We start from the raw sequence: 15,511 nt of genomic DNA on the forward strand, positions 1-15,511 counted from the left end.
TCCGCCCCCCTCGGCCTGTCGCGCGCGATCTTCGTACCTGCATTCGAGACCCTAGCGGTGCGGCGTGAGGGATGAGGCGGGATTACTGAACTGGCGTCAAGAGTGCAGGTGGAGGCAGTGCAGGTGGCCGATTCTTTTCCCGGCGGGGGCCCTTCGCGACGAATTCTGCGGAGCGAGACGCTGATCGTTCTGGGGCTTTCGCTCGGTGCGAGCGGCGTGTCCGCGCTGATCAGCTTTGTCGGATCGGTCACCAAACCGGGCGGTCTGAAGGACCAGGCGGCGACGCTCAACGCCTCCGCGGCGCCGGGCCGCCCCTGGCTGGATCTGGCCTGGCAGTTGTTCGGGATCGCGAGCGCTCTCGTGCCCGTCGCGCTCGTCGCGCACCTCCTGCTGCGGGAGGGCGAGAGCCTGCGCGTGATCGGCTTCGACCGCACCCGGCCGTGGTTCGATCTGGCGCGCGGTGCCGGTGTCGCCGCCGTCATCGGCAGCACCGGCATCGCCTTCTATCTCGCCGCGCGCGGCCTGGGCTTCAACCTGACGGTGGTGCCCGAGGCGCTGCCGGACGTGTGGTGGAAGTACCCCGTCCTGATCCTCTCGGCGGTGCAGAACGCGGTGCTCGAAGAGGTCATCGTCCTCGGCTATCTGCTGCGCCGGCTCGGCCAGTTGGGCTGGACGCCGGGGCAGGCGCTGATCGCCTCGTCCGTGCTGCGCGGCTCGTACCACCTGTACCAGGGCGTCGGCGGCTTCCTCGGGAACGTCGCGATGGGCATCGTCTTCGCGCTGCTGTACCGGCGGTGGGGGCGGGTCGGGCCGCTGGTGGTGGCCCATTCCCTCCTCGACATCGGCGCGTTCGTCGGGTACGGGCTGCTCGCCGGCAAGGTCGACTGGCTCCCCACCGCCTGATCCTCCGTCAGGCGTGCAGTTCGCCCTCCACGACGGTCACGGCGTGGCCGGTGAGCAGGGTCCGCGCGCCGCGCAGGCCGACGCGGACGAGGCCGGTGCGGGCCGAGGCCTGGAGGCCGGTGAGGTCGTCGCGGCCGGTCCTGGCGGCCCAGAACGGGGCGAGCGCGGTGTGCGCGCTGCCGGTCACCGGGTCCTCGTCGATGCCGACGTTCGGGAAGAAGCACCGGGACACGAAGTCGTAGCCCGTGCCGGGGTCCTGGGCGAGCGCGGTCGCGATCACCCCGCGCCGTGAGCCCCGGGCCAGCGCGGCGAGGTCCGGCGCCAGGTTGCGTACCGCCTGCTCGTCGGCGAGTTCGACGAGCAGGTCGCCGATCGCGTCCCCGGTGTCGTGCGCCGACAGCGGCCGTACGCCGAGTGCCTCGGTGATCGCGTGGGGGACCGGCTCCTCGGTGAGGGGGGCGGTCGGGAAGTCGAGGGTGATCGATCCGTCCGCGTGCGGGGTGGCGACCAGGACGCCGCTGCGCGTGGCGAACCGTACGGGGCCCTCGGACGCGCCCGTCGTGTGCAGCACGTGCGCGGTGGCCAGTGTGGCGTGCCCGCACATGTCGACCTCGGTGGTCGGCGTGAACCAGCGCAGCGCCCAGTCGGCGGCGCCGCCCTCGGGCAGCGGATGCGCGAACGCGGTCTCCGCGTGATTGACCTCCCGGGCGACGTGCTGCATCCACTTGTCCTCGGGAAAGGCGTCGAGCAGCAGCACGCCGGCGGGGTTCCCGGCGAAGGGGCGGTCGGTGAAGGCGTCGACGATGCGAATGATCATGCCGCCGACGGTAGCCGCCGGGGTGTCCGCGGACCGCCGGTTTTCGCGGCAGGTCAGCCCGCACGACCGTGCAAGGGGTTGCCTTGCGATCGCTTCCGATATATCGTCGAGACATCGCGATCGATTGAAGATCACGGTAACGAACTGTCATGTCGGACAGGGAAGGACTGATGGAGATGCATACGCAAGGACACGATCACGAGCACGGACACGGGCACTGCGGACCTGGCCACCACGGCCGGGGCGGCTTCGAGGGACGCCGGGCGTTCGGGCCCTTCGGGCCGGGGTTCGGTCCCGGTCCCTGGGGTGGACGCGGAGGCCGCGGTGGCGGTCCGCGCGGACGGGCTCGGCGCGGTGACGTGCGGGCCTCGATCCTGGCGCTGCTCAAGGACCGCCCGATGCACGGCTACGAGATGATCCAGGAGATCGCCGAGCGCAGCGGCGGCGCGTGGAAGCCCAGCCCGGGTTCCGTCTACCCGACGCTTCAGCTGCTCGAGGACGAGGGCCTGATCGCCAGCGCGAGCGAGGGCGGCAAGAAGCTCTTCTCGCTCACCGACGACGGGCGGACCGCCGCCGAGGAAGGGCCCGACGCTCCTTGGGAGGAAGCGGGCCGCGGCGTCGACTGGGACGCGATGAACGAGATCCGGCAGGCCGGCTTCGGTCTGATGGAGGCGTTCGGTCAGGTCTGGAAGACCGGCAGCAAGGAGCAGCGCGAGAAGGCGCTCTCGGTGATCAACGAGGCGCGCAAGAAGCTGTACCTGATCCTCGCCGACGAGGACTGATCCCCGTGCGGGACCGGCAGGAGGACGGCAGAGCGTCGAAGAGGCGCCCGCACGACCGGTGCGGGCGCCTCTTCATGTCCGTACGGGGCGGTGGGCGGGCGCGGTCAGACCACCAGGCCGTTCAGCTTGCGCAGCGACTCGTTGAGCGCGGCCGTCGCGGAGTCCTTGAGCTTGCCCGCCATCAGCGAGACCGCCGCGCCCGTGAACTCCCCGTCGATGCGGACCGTCGTCGCCGCCCCGTCCGGGGTGAGCGTGTAGCGGGTGCCGACGTTCACGCCCATCGGGCCCTTGCCGCGGATCGCGAGGGTGCGGGCCTCCTTCAGGTCCTCGATGGTCCAGGTGACCTCGGCAGGGAAGCCCATCAGCTTCATGTTCTCCTCGAACTGCCCGCCGACCTCGAGCGAGGCCGGGCCGCCCTTGGGGAAGCTGGTGTGGGTGGCGTTCCACTCCCCGTACGCGGAGAAGTCGGTGAGCTGGGCCCACACCTTCTCGGCGGGCGCCTCGATGCGTGCTTCCGCGCTGACTTCGGCCATGAGGCCACCCCTTTGAGTCGAGAGCCCGACGGGCTGCGGTGTCGCGTCGTCGCGGAACGTAGCCGCGCGGCCTCGAACATTCAATACTGATGAACCGTCAGAAATTTACGGGTGCGGCCGCGCCCGGTCCGGGCTCAGCCCACGCGCTCGATCCGGGCCGCGTCGAAGAGGTCGTACGCGCGCGGATGCGGACCCTCGTCGTGACAGTGCCAGGCGTCCCAGAACAGGTCGGCGAGCAGCGCGTCGTCCGGGGCGTACACCCGGTACACGTACTGCCTGCCGTCGACGGCGGGCAGGGCCACGTGCCAGCACCTGCTCTCCATGCAAGAAACGACGATCCTGCGGTGCAAGCGGTTGCGCACCGGCAAGGCGGCGCGCTCCCCGTACGGCGAGAACGGCCGGATCTCATCCCTGAGGAGGAGGGGCGGACGGGCCGCGCCCACCTTGTGTCGGACGCGAAGATGCTCCCCCTCGGGGATGTTGCGGCGGATCGGGCCTGATGAGGTGAGGTACGTGCACAGTTCTCCCCCGTCCGGCACCGCCTCGTGCGGTCCTCTCGAAGACCGTCCCGTCGACGCCCCGCTCAGCGACGAGCTGATTCTGGCCGTCGCGGGAGCCCGACGGCGTGCGCTGCGCGACGGTGACCGGCAGATCGACACCGCGCACCTGCTGCACTCGCTCCTGGAGTCGGACCCCGCGGTGCGGGCGGTCTGCGGCGAGGGCGGGCAGCTCGCCCGGCTGCTCGGCTACCTCGTCCAGCGCAGCATCGGCTACGGGCTGCGCTGGCAGGGCTCGGTCGAGGACTCCGGCGCGGTGCCGGTGGTGCGCGGCGTCCCCGGCTGGTCCCCGCCGGCGACCGCCGCGATGTGCGCGGGCGCCGAGCGCGCGACCGCCCGGGACGGCGGTCCGGCCCGGGGACTCGACGTGCTCGCGGCGCTCGCCGGCGACCCGGACTGCCGCGCCGTGGAGGTGCTCGGCCGGGCCGGCATCGATGTCGAGCACCTGCGCCGGAGGCTGAACTGACGCTGCGCCGCAGGTCGTCGGCGTCCGTCCTGTGAGACAGGGGTCATCGGGGGTGACGGTCCTGACGCTGCCTGTCATGATGTGCCGGTGCATGGGTCAACTGAGTCTCAGGTCGGGCCGGGGACGAGCGCGCGCGGAATCGGTCTGGGCCTCGCCCTCGCCTCCGCGCTCGCGTTCGGCGGTTCGGGGGTGGCGGCCAAACCGCTGATCGAGGCGGGCCTCGATCCGCTCCACGTGGTGTGGCTGCGGGTCGCGGGCGCCGCGCTCGTCATGCTGCCCGTCGCCTGGCGGCACCGCGCACTGGTGCGCCGGCGCCCCGCGCTGCTCGCCGGGTTCGGTCTGCTCGCGGTCGCGGGCGTCCAGGCCTGCTACTTCGCGGCGATCTCCCGCATCCCCGTCGGCGTCGCCCTGCTCATCGAGTACCTCGCGCCCGCGCTCGTCCTCGGCTGGGTCCGCTTCGTCCAGCGCAAGCCCGTGACTCGGGCCGCCGCGCTCGGTGTCGTCCTCGCGGTCGGCGGCCTCGCCTGCGTCGTCGAGGTGTGGGCGGGGCTCAGTTTCGACGTTCTCGGTCTGCTCCTCGCGCTCGGCGCGGCCTGCTGTCAGGTCGGCTACTTCGTCCTGTCCGACCAGGGCAGCGACGCCGGCGAGGAGGCCCCCGACCCGCTCGGCGTCATCGCGTACGGGCTGCTGATCGGCGCCGCCGTGCTCACCGTCATCGCCCGGCCCTGGGGCATGGACTGGTCGCTGCTCGCCGGGGACGCCTCGATGAACGGCACCGCGGTGCCCGCCTGGCTGCTGCTCTGCTGGATCGTGCTGCTCGCCACCGTCGTCGCCTACGTCACCGGCGTCGTGTCCGTACGGCGGCTCTCCCCGCAGGTGGCCGGTGTCGTGGCCTGCCTGGAAGCGGTCATCGCGACTGTGCTCGCCTGGGTCATGCTCGGCGAACACCTCTCCGGGCCGCAGCTGTTCGGCGGGGCCGTGGTGCTCGTCGGCGCGTTCATCGCGCAGTCCTCCAAGCCGGCGGCGACCGAGCCGCCGCAGGTCACCGAGCCGGAAACCGCGTTGTCCCGGTCGGGGAGCGCTGTCTAGGGTGGCGATCATGCACGCACGCGCACTCGTTCTGCCGCCTCCGGCCGCGTAGGGCCCCGCGGGCGGGCGTCGATCCACGGAACGGTCCGTGGGATCCGCCCGCCGAGGGCCCTGCGCGGGCAGTGAGCCGCACTTCTCCACGGGATCCGGTCGTCACCGGGATCCCGCGCCCGGCTGTTCCCGGGCGGGTCACGGCTGCCCGCGATCGACGGTCCGTGTCCCTGGTCCCGGGTCTTCCTCTCGGGGCCGCTCTCCGTGGAGTGCCACGTGTCGCAAGCCGTGCCGGGCAGTGCTGCCCGTTCCCTCACCTCGCTCGAATCCTCTGAACTCGAATCCTCTGAACTCGCGTCCTCTGAACTCGCGTCCCGCGGACGCGCGTCCCTGGCACCCGCCGTGCCGGGAATCCCCTCCCTGTCCGTCGCCCGCGGCCTGATCTGCCTGGTCGTGGCGGGGCTGGCCTGGGGCACCGCGGGCGCCGCCGCCTCGCTCGTGTTCCGCCTCAGCGACCTGGGGCCGTCGGCCCTGTCGTTCTGGCGGTGCGCCGGCGGGCTGTTGCTGCTCCTCGCCGTACGGGTGCTGCGCCGCAGGCCCGCCCCCGTCTCCACGACCCCCGAACCGCGCGGCCGGAGGGCCGTGCGGATCCTCGTGCTCGGACTGGCCCTGGCCGTGTTCCAGACCGCCTACTTCGCGGCGGTGTCCGCGACCGGGCTCGCCGTCGCCACCGTTGTCACGCTCGGCGCGGGTCCCGTGCTCATCGCGGTCGGGGCACGCCTCGCGATGGGGGAGCGGCTGGGCCGGGGCGGCGTGCTCGCCGTGGGCGGCGCGCTGTGCGGGCTCGCCGTGCTCGTCCTCGGTTCGGGCGGCGCCGCCGTCCGCCCCGCCGGTGTCCTGTGGGCGCTGGCCTCGGCCTCCGGGTACGCCGTGATGACCCTGCTCACCCGCTGGTTCGGCCGGTCCGGGCGGGCCGGCGGACAACTCGGCACGACCGTCGGCACCTTCGCCGTGGCGGCTCTCGCGCTGCTGCCGTTCGGCGCCGCCGAGGGACTCGTCCCGCACACCGGGAACGCGGGGGAGGTGCTCGCGCTGCTCCTGTACATCGCGTCGGTGCCGACGGCCCTCGCCTACGGGCTGTACTTCGCGGGTGCGGCCGTCGTACGGGCCGCCACGGTCTCCGTGATCATGCTGCTCGAACCGGTCGGCGCGGCCCTCATCGCCGTGACCCTGCTCGGCGAGCGCCTGACCGGGGCGACGGTGGCGGGCACCGCGGTGATGCTGGTGGCGGTCGTCGGCCTCGCGGCGGCGGAGTCCCGCGCCACGGTCGGGGCCGAGTCCCGCACCCCCGTCCAAAAAGGTGGCTGATCCACCGATTTTCTGCTACTCGGGGTACACCGCCCTGACCTGCACCTTCTAAAAACGGTGTCAGTTCCGCTCCCGCTGGATGGAACACCGTGTGGTGCCGCGCCGCGTCGAGGCCCTGTGATGTCCGCTACATGTCGCCGGCGGCCGCCGGCGACGTGGCTCCCCATCACTCCGGCCCGAGCGGCGCGGTAGGGCGGTCACGGGCGGGTGGACCCGGCCCCGACCTCCGGCGGCGGATCTCCGTTCAGGCCATCCCGAAAGGATCCGACGATGGTCTCCTCCCCTCCGGGCGATCCGACCGCCGGTGCCCCGGGCGCCGACCGCGCCGCCGACGAACGATGGACGCCCCGCCTCATCGTGTCCCTGCTGTCGATCGTGCTCCTGCTGGAGATGCTCGCGATCAGCTACATCATGATCGCGACGGCCATGCCCTCCATCGCCCAGCACTACCGCACGACGCAGGGCGCCTGGCTGCTCACCGCGTTCCTGCTCGTGGGCGCGGTGGCGGCGCCGCTCGTCGGCAAGCTCGCCGACCTCCACGGCAAGCGCAGACTCCTGGTCGGCTGCATCGCGGTCTCGATCGCCGGGTCGCTCGTCTCGGCGGTGGCGCCCAGCTACGGGATCATGATCCTCGGCCGCGCGCTCACCGGGCTGCTCGTCCCGTGCCTGTTCCTCAGCTACTCGCTCATCCGTGACGTCTTCCCGCCCCGGACCGTCCCCCTCGCCGTCAGCATCGCGACCAGCGGCATGGGCATCATCGCCATCCCCGCCCCGTTCATCACCGGCTGGCTGATCGACGACTTCGGCTTCCGCAGCATCTTCTGGTTCTGGGTCATCGCCCTCGCCGTCCTGGGCGCGATGATCCTGCTGACCACGCAGGAGAGCGCGGTGCGCCTCCGCTCGCGCCTCGACCTCGTCGGCGCGCTGCTGCTCGGCGCGGGCATCGCTGGCATCCTCGTCGGCGTCAGCTTCGGCCCGGCCTGGGGCTGGACCGCAGGCTCGACCCTGGCCTACCTGATCGGCGGGCTCGTGCTCGTCGTCGCGTGGCTGGTCAGCTCCGGAGCGGTCCGCGAACCGCTCATCGACATCAAGGTGCTGCGCCGGCGCTCGGTGGCGTTCACCGTCACCGCCGCCGGATTCATGTATGGCGTCAGCGGCCTGTTCACGATGCTGCTGCCGATGCTGGTCATGACGCCGGCGGCCCTGGGTCTCGGATACGGCTTCGGGGTCGACGCCGAGGGCACCGCGGTCTTCCAGGCGCCGATCGGCCTGTGCACCGTGGTCGGCGGCGTGCTCGTCGGCGTCCTGGTCGGGCGCAGGGCGCGGCCGCGCCTCATGATGGCCGCCGGCGGCGTCTCGGCGGGCCTGGGCTGCGCGCTCACCGCGTACGCGCACGACAGCCGGGGCCTGCTGATCCTGTTCTCGTGCCTGGTCGGTCTGGGCATGGGCCTCGGCTACGCGGCGGTCCCGAACCTGCTCATCGAGGCCGTGCCGCCGCAGTTGCAGGCCTCCACCGCGAGCATCGCGGGCGTGTTCCAGAGCGTGTTCCCCGCCGTCCTGCCGGTGATCGCCTTCACTGTCCTGAACAACTCGTACATCGCTCCGCTCTCACCGGAGATCACGCGGGGCGCCGTGCTGTACACCAGCGACGGCTTCAAGGCCGCGTACCTGATCGCCGCGGGCGCCGCGGTGTGCTGTCTCTTCGCCGCGCTCGCCCTTCCGGCGCGCATCAGGCAGGTCGAGGTCCCGGTGCCGGAGCGGCCGGGGTCCGCGGCGGCGGCCGGTGAGCCCGGCGCCACCGTGGTCGCGTGACACCGGGGGCCGCGCCGGGCCGCTGACCCCGGCGGTCGGCGGGCTCAGGCGGAGCGCCGTCGCCGCTGCTGGGCCAGGGCGGCGGCGTCGCCCGGAGCGCCGCGCTCCGCGAGGCCGGCCGCGATCCGGTCCTGGACCTCGTCCGGCTTGTGGCCCGCGTACTTGAACTTGGCGCGGACGCCGGTCACTTCGAGCCGCAGCCCGCGGATGCCCGGCAGCAGCCGCCCGTACGGGGCCTCGCCCGCGGCGGCCTCGGCGGACAGGCCGGGCGGCTGGAAGTGCGCAACCTGCCGGTTGAGCAGCGCCGCCTTCTCGTGCGGGTCGTCGACGACGTGCGCGGTGCACCGGAGCTGGACCGCCGCGTAGACGCTGGTCGGCGTCCCGTGCTCGGCCGGGTCGCCGGGCAGCGCCTGCCAGGGGCCCGGCACGAACGCGTAGTCGTCGACGACGCTGAGCAGCACCTCGGGGCGCGCCTCAAGGGCGCGCCACAGCGGGTTCGGCCGGGCGAGATGGCCGAGGACCTCGCCGCGCCCGGCGTCGTACGCGAAGTGCAGCGGCTGGACGAACGGCGGCTCGCCGTCCCCTCCGTTGACCGCGAGCTGGCCGAAGTCGTGCCCGGCCAGCCAGTCCTGCCACTCCTTCTCGTCGCGCGCCGCGTCCCAGGGGTGGATCAGCATCACAGGTCCCGCAGGTACTTCGGGACCTCGATGCCGTCGGCCAGGTCGTCCGACGGGACGAGCGCGCCGTGGGTCCGCTGCACCGGGACGACGCCCGTCCAGTACGGGAGCTCCAGGTCCTCCGGCTCGTCGTTCGGGCCGCCGGTGCGCAGCTTCGCGGAGACCTCGGCCAGGTCGAGCCGGAGCACGGCGGTCGCCGCCAGCTCCTTCGCGTTCGCCGGGCGCGAGTCGGCGGAGCGGCCCGGTACGACGTGGTCGACCAGAGCGTCCAGGGCGAGCCGCTTCTCCTCCGGGTCGGTGACCTGGTGGGCGGTGCCGTGCACCACCACGGAGCGGTAGTTGATGGAGTGGTGGAAGGCCGAGCGGGCCAGGACCAGGCCGTCGACGTGCGTCACCGTGAGGCAGACGGGCAGGCCCGGGGCCTGCTGCCCGGCCATGCGCAGCGGGCGCGACCCGGTGGAGCCGTGCACGTAGAGCCGGTCGCCGACCCGTCCGTAGAGCGTCGGCAGTACGACCGGCGCCCCGTCGCGCACGAAGCCGAGGTGGCACACGTAGGCCTCGTCGAGTATCGCGTGCACCATCTCGTGGTCGTAGCGGGCGCGCTCCTTGGAACGCGTCGGGACCGTGCGGTCGGTCGGCGCGTACGTGTTCTCGGCGGCGTCTTCGGCAGCGGGGGCTGCGGGGGACTGCTCGGGGGCCACGCTCATGGTGCGAACTCCATTGCACTAGTGCATAATGTTGTTTGTGCTAGGAGAGTATCCGATCAGTGGGCGGCGCGCAGCAGACATTTCGGCGAGCGTCGAGCGGGCGGTGGCCGACGGCAGCCTCGAACCGGGGCAACTGCTGCCGCCGATGCGGGAGTTGGCCGAGCGGCTCGGGGTGAATCCCAATACGGTCGCGGCCGCGTACCGGACCCTGCGCGAGCGCGGGGTCATCGAGACGGCCGGGCGGCGCGGCAGCCGGATCCGGCCCAAACCGGCCACGACCGCGCGCGAGAGCATCCGCGTGGACGTCCCGGACGGCGTGCGGAACGTGTCGAACGGCAATCCGGACACGGCCCTGCTGCCCTCGCTCGTCGAGGCGTTCACCGCCGCCGCGAGGGCCGCCGACCAGAACCCCGTGCTCTACGGGGCCGCGTCGCTCGAGCCCGAGCTGGCGCGGGCCGCGCGGACCGCGCTCGACGCCGACGGGGTGCCGGCCGGGCCGGTCGTCGTCGCGTCCGGCTCCCTCGACGCCATCGAGCGGGTGCTAGCGGTGCACCTCAGGCCCGGCGACGCGGTCGCCGTCGAGGATCCCGGCTGGGGCAGCATGCTCGACCTCGTGCCCGCGCTCGGCCTGCGTATCGAGCCGGTCGGGGTGGACGACGACGGTCCGCTGCCCGGCGACGTGGCGCGGGCGCTGCGCGGCGGGGCGCGGGCCCTCGTGGTCACCGACCGGGCGCAGAACCCGACGGGCGCGGCCGTGAGCGCGTCCCGCGCCGAAGAACTGCGGGCGGTCCTCGCCGCCCACCCGGACGTCCTGCTCATCGAGGACGACCACGGGCACGGCATCGTCGACCTGCCGCTGCACCCGCTGGCCGGGGACGCCCGCCCCTGGGCCTTCGTCCGCTCGGTCGCCAAGGCCTACGGCCCCGACCTGCGGCTCGCCGTGCTCACCGGCGACCCCGACACCGTCGACCGGGTGCGCGGCCGGCAGAGTCTGGGCCCCGGCTGGGTCAGCCGCATCACCCAGCGGGCCGTCGCCACGCTGTGGGCGGCCCGTGCCGTCGACGCGCGGGCCGTCTCGGCCTCGTACGGGCGGCGCCGTGACGCGCTGATCGCCGCGCTCGCCGTGCGGGGGATCGCGGCGCACGGGCGCAGCGGCATGAACGTGTGGGTCCCGGTGCCGGACGAGACCGGGGTCGTCGCCCGGCTGCTGCACGCGGGGTGGGCGGTGGCGCCCGGCGCCCGGTTCCGGATGAAGGCCGGGCCCGGGGTGCGGATCACCGTCTCCGGGCTGCGCGTCGAGGAGATCGACGCGGTCGCGGACGCGGTGGCCGCCGCCGTCGGCCCCGCCCGCGGCACGGTCCGCTACGACTGAGCGCGGCCCCGGGACTGGGTGAGGGCCGCGCCCGCGATCACGATCAGCGCGCCGACCGGTGTCGACCAGTGCAGCGTCTCGCCGAGCACCGCGACACCGGCGGCGGTGGCGATGACCGGGATGAAGTACGTGACCATCTGCGCCGTCGTCGGACCCACCTCGGCGACCAGGCCGTACTGGATGAGCACCGCGAGGCCCGTGCCGAGCGCGCCGAGCGCCACGATCGCGAGCAGCGGGACCAGGGAGAAGCGGGACGGCCAGGATGTGAACAGCGGGGTCACCACGGCCAGTTGGACCGTGGCGACGAGCAGCTGGGCGCCGGTCATCGACAGGTGGGAGTGGCCTGAGGCGGCCAGGGTGCGGCGGACGTAGATCCACCCGATCGGGTAGCTGAGCGAGGCGAGCAGGGCCATCGCCGTGCCCGTCACGTCCAGGCCGTGGAACCCCTGCCACACGCCGAGCACCGTGAGGACGCCGAGGAAGCCGAGGCCGAGGCCCGCGACCCGGCGCCGCGTCGGCCGGTCCTCGGAGAGCGCGACCAGGGAGAGCACCATGCCCCACAGCGGTGACGTCGCGTTGCAGATCCCCGCCAGCGTCGACGGGATCGTCTGCTCGGCGAACGCGAACAGGGAGAACGGCAGCGCGTTCAGGAGGAACGCCGCGACGGTCAGATGCCCCCAGGTGCGGGCGCCGCGCGGCAGCCGCTCCCGCTTCACCGCCATCGCCGCCACGAGCACCAGCGTGCCGAACACGAGCCGGCCGAGCGTCACCTGGAACGGTGCGTACCCGTCCGTGCCCACCTTGATGAGCAGGAAGCTGAAGCCCCAGATGAGGGAGAGCGCGCCGAAGCGCAGGCGCCAGTCGAGGGCGCGGGACGGACCGGGGGCGGGCGCGGTCGTCGAGGTGGTGTCCGGAACGCTCCGGCGCGGGGTCGCGGTGCTCATGGAGGCAAGCTTCGCGCGCCCCGACCTCGTAGCACAAGCGAGAATTCTTGCGCGATATCGCTTAGCATCGCTTACATGTTGAACCTGGAGCGCCTACGGGTCCTCGACGCGCTCGCCCGGCACGGCTCGGTGAGCGGCGCCGCCGACGCCCTGCACGTCACGACGTCCGCCGTCTCGCAGCAGATGACCAAGCTGGAGCGCGAGGTCGGCCAGCAGCTCCTCGCCAAGCACGGGCGCGGTGTCCGGCTCACCGACGCGGGCCGGCTGCTGTCCGAGCACGCCGCGCGGATCCTCTCCCAGGTCGAGCTGGCCCAGGCCGACCTGGAGGCGCAGCGCGGCCAGGTGGCGGGGGAGCTGCGCATCGCCGCGTTCCCGACGGCGGCCCGCGGGCTGTTCCCCGCGGCCCTGGCCGCCCTGCGCGCCGAGCATCCCCAATTGCGCGTGCGCTCCCAGGAACTGGAGCCCGAGGGCGGTGTCGCCGGGGTGGTGCGCGGCGACCTCGACCTCGCCGTCGTGCTCGACTGGTACAACAAGCCGATGCCGATGCCCGACGGCCTGGTCAAGGCGAGCATCCTCGACGACCCGGCCGACATCGCCATGCATGCCGGACACCCCCTCGCGGGGCGGGACGAGGTCGGCCTGGAGGACTTCGCCGACGACGAGTGGATCACCTGGGGCGAGGGCGAGTTCTGCCACGAGTGGCTGCTGTTCACGCTGCGCGCCCGGGGTGTCGAGCCGCAGGTCGGCCATCGCGCCGCCGAGACCCACACCCAGCTCGGCCTCGTCGCCGCAGGCCTCGGCGTCTGCGTCGCCCCGCTCCTCGGCCGCGACCCGATGCCCGAGGGCGTCGTCACGGTCCCCGTGCGCCAGCAGGTGCGGCGCCACGTCTACGTGGTCTGGCGGGCGGACGCGGACCGGCGTCCGTCGATCCGCGCGGCCGTCGAGGCCTTGCAGAAGGCGGGCGCCGACCTCGGGCGGACGGCGTCGTAGGGCGTGCCGGGCGTCGTGGGGCAGGCGGGAGTCTGAAGACACCGCCTAGCTCGCGGGGGACGGCATTCCGGGGAGCTTGCGGAAGTCCCAGGAGGCGATCTTGTCCGGGGTGAGCCGCGCCCAGGCGTGCCGCCCGTCGTGCACCATCTCCGGCAGGCCGAAGTTCTTGCGCGCGAACAGCCGCTCCGGCACGTCGAGTTCGGCACACGGCTCACCGGTGCGCGGGGACTCCCCGACGAACTCGATCCGGCCCGACAGCTCCACGCCGAGCAGCTCCCCGTACTCCTCGCCCGCGTCGACCACCACCGCCACCCGGCCGTCGGCCCGCAGGTCCGCCCAGCGCTTGCTGCGCGAGAGCGAGTACAGCCACAGCGAGGTCCCGTCCCACACGAACCACAACGGGCTCACGTGCGGGGTGCCGTCCGCCGACACGGTCGCCACCCGGCAGGTCCGCTGCTCGGCGAGGAAGGCGTCCCGTTCCTCGGAGGTCATCATGATCCGGCGGCCCCGGCGCTGTGTGACGGCCATGTGCGCTCCCTCGACGGCGGTTCAGTGCGGCTGACGATGTGTCAGAAAGGCAGCATGCTGGGTCTTCCGCCGTCGCGCAATGGTGGCTAGGGTCTGCGCCGGACACGGACCGGACCACAGGGGGTCGCGCATGCCGTCGCACGAGGTTCTCGCCGAACTGCTCGCCCCGCCCACCACGGTGCTGCTCACCGTCGAGTGCCAGCAGGGCGTCGTCGGCCCCGGCAGCGCCCTGCCCGAACTCGCCGAACAGGCCCGCTCCTCGGGCGCCCTGGACCGGGTGGCCCTGCTCGTCGCCGCCGCGCACGAGAGCGGCGCGCAGGTCATGCACGCCGTCGCCGAACGGCGCCCCGACGGGCGCGGGGCCAACCGCAACGGGCGGCTCTTCCGCGCCGCCGAGCGGCTGCCCGTGCAGCAGCTCACCGGCACGAAGGCGGTGCGCGTGGCCCCGCCGATCGAGGTCGCCGACGAGGACCTCGTCGTGCGCCGGCTGCACGGCCTCTCCCCGATCGCGGGCACCGACGTCGACCCGCTGCTGCGCAACCTGGGCTGCCGCACCCTCGTCGTCACCGGCGTCTCCGCCAACGTGGCGATCCCCAACGCCGTCTTCGATGCCGTGAATCTCGGCTACCAGGTCGTCGTGGCGAGCGACGCCGTTGCCGGCGTCCCCGCCGACTACGTCCCGGCGATGATCCGCAACACGCTCGCCCTGGTCGCGACCGTCGTCACGACCCAGGACGTGCTCACCGCCTGGAAGCGGCGCCCTACGCGAGGCTGATCGTCCCGCCGCTCGTCGTGATCTTCTTCTCGGCGAGCGCCTCGGTGGCCGGGCCGTGCCGCACGCTGCCGTCCTCGATCGAGAACTTGCTGCCGTGGCACGGGCAGTTGATCGTGCCGCCCTCGACCGAGCTCACCGGACACTGCCGGTGCGTGCAGATGTTCGTGAACGCCTTGAACTCCCCCTTCTTCGGCTGGGTCACCACGACCCCGGCGTCGGCGAGGATCTTGCCCCCGCCCTCGGGGACCTCGCTCTCCTCGGCGAGCTTCCGGCCGCCCGAAGAGCCGCCCCCGTCACCGGCGGGCGCCGAGACACTGCCCGCCGGTTCGGACGCGCCGCCGTCCGAACCGCCGCAGGCGCTGAGCGCCGCGGCGATCCCGGCGGCGCCCACCGCCGCGACGACGACGCGGCGGGTCGGGGCGGGGCCGTGCGGTGCGGAATCCTGCGAAGCGGTCATGCTGTCGGTTCCCTTCGAGACGGGCGGGCCTGGATCCGTGGGGGGATCTCCCTCGGATACGGGGCGGGCGGCCGGAGCGTTCAACGTCTCGGAGATTTTCCGGACTTTCAGCTCCGGGGTCCCGCACCGCGCAGCAGCGTGTCGATGACGCGGGCCGCGAGCGCGTCCGGATCGGAGCCTTCCGGCTCGTTGTGCAGGGACTCCCCGATGAGCGCGTAGTAGACCCGGCGCACCCATTCGAGGTCCGCCGCGTCGTCGATGAGCCCCTCCGCCCGTGCCCGCTCCAGGACGGCGACGCAACTGCGGTCGATGCCCTGATGGAGCACGGCGGCCTCGCTGTCCGGCTCCGCCGGCAGCCCCAGGGCGAACGCCCACGCGCCCTTGATCTGCAGCACGTTGGCCGTGATCCGGTGCATCGCCACCAGGGGCGGAGCGGTGTCCGGCCTGCCGTCGTCCACCGCGCGGGCGAGCTGGCGGGCCGCCGAGGACGCCAGGGCGTCGATCAGCGCCTGCCGGCTCGCGAACCGCCGGTGGATCGTCGTGCGGGCCACCCCCGCGGCCGCCGCGATCTGCTCCATGGAGGCACCGGGGTCCTCGGCCAGCACCCGCTCGGCCGCCTCCAGGATCACGCGCACGCTGCGCTCCGCGTCCGCCCTCAACGGTCGCGCCGCCGCCTCACCCATCACGCCTCCAGCAAGTCCACTTGGTCAGGCAGACGATACAGCTCCGAGGCGTTGACATCA

The 15,511-nt window shown here is 73.2% G+C and carries 18 protein-coding genes; 9 read left to right on the top strand and 9 right to left on the bottom strand.

All coding sequences use genetic code 11. The features are described 5' to 3' along the window. Positions 1–102 precede the first annotated feature (102 nt). On the top strand, positions 103–903 hold the full coding sequence (locus IAG42_RS30250; RefSeq protein WP_188340123.1) for a CPBP family intramembrane glutamic endopeptidase: 801 nt from the start codon (positions 103–105) through the stop codon (positions 901–903). 7 nt (positions 904–910) lie between these two features. On the opposite strand, the gene IAG42_RS30255 is transcribed toward IAG42_RS30250, so the two are convergent. Further along, positions 911–1,720 carry a PhzF family phenazine biosynthesis protein gene (locus tag IAG42_RS30255; protein ID WP_188340124.1) on the bottom strand — a complete coding sequence of 270 codons (810 nt, stop codon included), beginning with the start codon at positions 1,718–1,720 and terminating at the stop codon, positions 911–913. A gap of 176 nt (positions 1,721–1,896) precedes the next feature. Here IAG42_RS30255 and IAG42_RS30260 point away from each other — a divergent pair, with 176 nt between their 5' ends. Then, positions 1,897–2,502, top strand: a complete 606-nt coding sequence (locus IAG42_RS30260; RefSeq protein WP_188340125.1) for a PadR family transcriptional regulator — start codon at positions 1,897–1,899, stop codon at positions 2,500–2,502. A 104-nt stretch (positions 2,503–2,606) separates the two neighbouring features. Here IAG42_RS30260 and IAG42_RS30265 read toward each other — a convergent pair whose 3' ends face one another. After that, positions 2,607–3,035 carry a type II toxin-antitoxin system Rv0910 family toxin gene (locus IAG42_RS30265; RefSeq protein ID WP_188340126.1) on the bottom strand — a complete coding sequence of 143 codons (429 nt, stop codon included), beginning with the start codon at positions 3,033–3,035 and terminating at the stop codon, positions 2,607–2,609. A gap of 134 nt (positions 3,036–3,169) precedes the next feature. After that, entirely contained in the window at positions 3,170–3,358 is a 189-nt protein-coding gene (locus IAG42_RS30270) for a hypothetical protein (protein ID WP_188340127.1), read from the bottom strand. A 190-nt stretch (positions 3,359–3,548) separates the two neighbouring features. Between IAG42_RS30270 and IAG42_RS30275 the strand changes: the two genes are divergently transcribed. The 4 genes from IAG42_RS30275 to IAG42_RS30290 all read left to right on the top strand — a co-directional run bounded on the left by IAG42_RS30275 (position 3,549) and on the right by IAG42_RS30290 (position 8,318). Next, complete coding sequence (locus tag IAG42_RS30275; RefSeq protein ID WP_223206212.1) at positions 3,549–4,058, top strand: Clp protease N-terminal domain-containing protein; 510 nt, start codon at positions 3,549–3,551, stop codon at positions 4,056–4,058. An 81-nt stretch (positions 4,059–4,139) separates the two neighbouring features. Continuing rightward, positions 4,140–5,147, top strand: a complete 1,008-nt coding sequence (locus IAG42_RS30280) for an EamA family transporter (protein WP_188340129.1) — start codon at positions 4,140–4,142, stop codon at positions 5,145–5,147. A 393-nt stretch (positions 5,148–5,540) separates the two neighbouring features. Further along, the gene (locus IAG42_RS30285; RefSeq protein ID WP_223206213.1) at positions 5,541–6,506 is read left to right on the top strand and encodes a DMT family transporter; all 966 of its coding nucleotides are present in this window, start codon (positions 5,541–5,543) and stop codon (positions 6,504–6,506) included. 270 nt (positions 6,507–6,776) lie between these two features. Next, a complete protein-coding gene (locus tag IAG42_RS30290) occupies positions 6,777–8,318 on the top strand; it encodes an MFS transporter (protein WP_188340130.1) in 1,542 nt (513 codons plus the stop codon). A gap of 44 nt (positions 8,319–8,362) precedes the next feature. Here the strand turns inward: IAG42_RS30290 and IAG42_RS30295 are convergent, their stop codons facing one another. Together IAG42_RS30295 and IAG42_RS30300 are read right to left on the bottom strand one after the other, a co-directional pair. Continuing rightward, entirely contained in the window at positions 8,363–8,995 is a 633-nt protein-coding gene (locus IAG42_RS30295) for an FMN-binding negative transcriptional regulator (protein WP_188340131.1), read from the bottom strand. Continuing rightward, positions 8,995–9,702 (bottom strand): pyridoxamine 5'-phosphate oxidase family protein, encoded by a 708-nt coding sequence (locus IAG42_RS30300; protein WP_188340132.1) that lies wholly within the window; start codon positions 9,700–9,702, stop codon positions 8,995–8,997. The genes IAG42_RS30295 and IAG42_RS30300 overlap by 1 nt, the downstream gene beginning before the upstream one ends. A gap of 37 nt (positions 9,703–9,739) precedes the next feature. On the opposite strand from IAG42_RS30300, the gene IAG42_RS30305 reads away from it, so the two are divergent. Next, the gene (locus tag IAG42_RS30305) at positions 9,740–11,074 is read left to right on the top strand and encodes an aminotransferase class I/II-fold pyridoxal phosphate-dependent enzyme (protein WP_188340133.1); all 1,335 of its coding nucleotides are present in this window, start codon (positions 9,740–9,742) and stop codon (positions 11,072–11,074) included. Here the strand turns inward: IAG42_RS30305 and IAG42_RS30310 are convergent. Further along, positions 11,065–12,018, bottom strand: coding sequence for a DMT family transporter (locus IAG42_RS30310; protein ID WP_188340134.1), 954 nt, complete (start codon positions 12,016–12,018; stop codon positions 11,065–11,067). The two genes, IAG42_RS30305 and IAG42_RS30310, sit on opposite strands and share 10 nt — an antisense overlap. A gap of 75 nt (positions 12,019–12,093) precedes the next feature. On the opposite strand from IAG42_RS30310, the gene IAG42_RS30315 reads away from it, so the two are divergent. Further along, positions 12,094–13,008 carry a LysR family transcriptional regulator gene (locus IAG42_RS30315; RefSeq protein ID WP_188340135.1) on the top strand — a complete coding sequence of 305 codons (915 nt, stop codon included), beginning with the start codon at positions 12,094–12,096 and terminating at the stop codon, positions 13,006–13,008. Between the two features lie 45 nt (positions 13,009–13,053). Here the strand turns inward: IAG42_RS30315 and IAG42_RS30320 are convergent, their stop codons facing one another. Continuing rightward, positions 13,054–13,536, bottom strand: a complete 483-nt coding sequence (locus IAG42_RS30320) for a pyridoxamine 5'-phosphate oxidase family protein (RefSeq protein WP_188340136.1) — start codon at positions 13,534–13,536, stop codon at positions 13,054–13,056. A 130-nt stretch (positions 13,537–13,666) separates the two neighbouring features. Here IAG42_RS30320 and IAG42_RS30325 point away from each other — a divergent pair, with 130 nt between their 5' ends. Next, a complete protein-coding gene (locus IAG42_RS30325) occupies positions 13,667–14,311 on the top strand; it encodes a cysteine hydrolase (RefSeq protein WP_188340137.1) in 645 nt (214 codons plus the stop codon). On the opposite strand, the gene IAG42_RS30330 is transcribed toward IAG42_RS30325, so the two are convergent. Together IAG42_RS30330 and IAG42_RS30335 are read right to left on the bottom strand one after the other, a co-directional pair. Further along, complete coding sequence (locus IAG42_RS30330) at positions 14,298–14,768, bottom strand: Rieske (2Fe-2S) protein (RefSeq protein ID WP_188340138.1); 471 nt, start codon at positions 14,766–14,768, stop codon at positions 14,298–14,300. The genes IAG42_RS30325 and IAG42_RS30330 overlap by 14 nt on opposite strands. 107 nt (positions 14,769–14,875) lie before the next feature. Next, entirely contained in the window at positions 14,876–15,451 is a 576-nt protein-coding gene (locus IAG42_RS30335; RefSeq protein ID WP_188340139.1) for a TetR/AcrR family transcriptional regulator, read from the bottom strand. Between the last annotated feature and the right edge of the window lie 60 nt (positions 15,452–15,511).

The sequence above is a fragment of the Streptomyces xanthii genome (genome assembly GCF_014621695.1).
GTDB lineage: Bacteria > Actinomycetota > Actinomycetes > Streptomycetales > Streptomycetaceae > Streptomyces > Streptomyces xanthii.

Excerpts from the sequence above, each read along its gene's own strand:
- IAG42_RS30270 (WP_188340127.1), bottom strand. The coding sequence starts at position 3,358 with ATGGAGAGCAGGTGCTGGCACGTGGCCCTGCCCGCCGTCGACGGCAGG.
- IAG42_RS30335 (WP_188340139.1), bottom strand. The coding sequence starts at position 15,451 with ATGGGTGAGGCGGCGGCGCGACCGTTGAGGGCGGACGCGGAGCGCAGC.
- IAG42_RS30295 (WP_188340131.1), bottom strand. The coding sequence starts at position 8,995 with ATGCTGATCCACCCCTGGGACGCGGCGCGCGACGAGAAGGAGTGGCAG.
- IAG42_RS30265 (WP_188340126.1), bottom strand. The coding sequence starts at position 3,035 with ATGGCCGAAGTCAGCGCGGAAGCACGCATCGAGGCGCCCGCCGAGAAG.
- IAG42_RS30325 (WP_188340137.1), top strand. The coding sequence starts at position 13,667 with ATGCCGTCGCACGAGGTTCTCGCCGAACTGCTCGCCCCGCCCACCACG.
- IAG42_RS30330 (WP_188340138.1), bottom strand. The coding sequence starts at position 14,768 with ATGACCGCTTCGCAGGATTCCGCACCGCACGGCCCCGCCCCGACCCGC.
- IAG42_RS30300 (WP_188340132.1), bottom strand. The coding sequence starts at position 9,702 with ATGAGCGTGGCCCCCGAGCAGTCCCCCGCAGCCCCCGCTGCCGAAGAC.
- IAG42_RS30320 (WP_188340136.1), bottom strand. The coding sequence starts at position 13,536 with ATGGCCGTCACACAGCGCCGGGGCCGCCGGATCATGATGACCTCCGAG.
- IAG42_RS30260 (WP_188340125.1), top strand. The coding sequence starts at position 1,897 with ATGCATACGCAAGGACACGATCACGAGCACGGACACGGGCACTGCGGA.
- IAG42_RS30310 (WP_188340134.1), bottom strand. The coding sequence starts at position 12,018 with ATGAGCACCGCGACCCCGCGCCGGAGCGTTCCGGACACCACCTCGACG.
- IAG42_RS30290 (WP_188340130.1), top strand. The coding sequence starts at position 6,777 with ATGGTCTCCTCCCCTCCGGGCGATCCGACCGCCGGTGCCCCGGGCGCC.
- IAG42_RS30315 (WP_188340135.1), top strand. The coding sequence starts at position 12,094 with ATGTTGAACCTGGAGCGCCTACGGGTCCTCGACGCGCTCGCCCGGCAC.
- IAG42_RS30255 (WP_188340124.1), bottom strand. The coding sequence starts at position 1,720 with ATGATCATTCGCATCGTCGACGCCTTCACCGACCGCCCCTTCGCCGGG.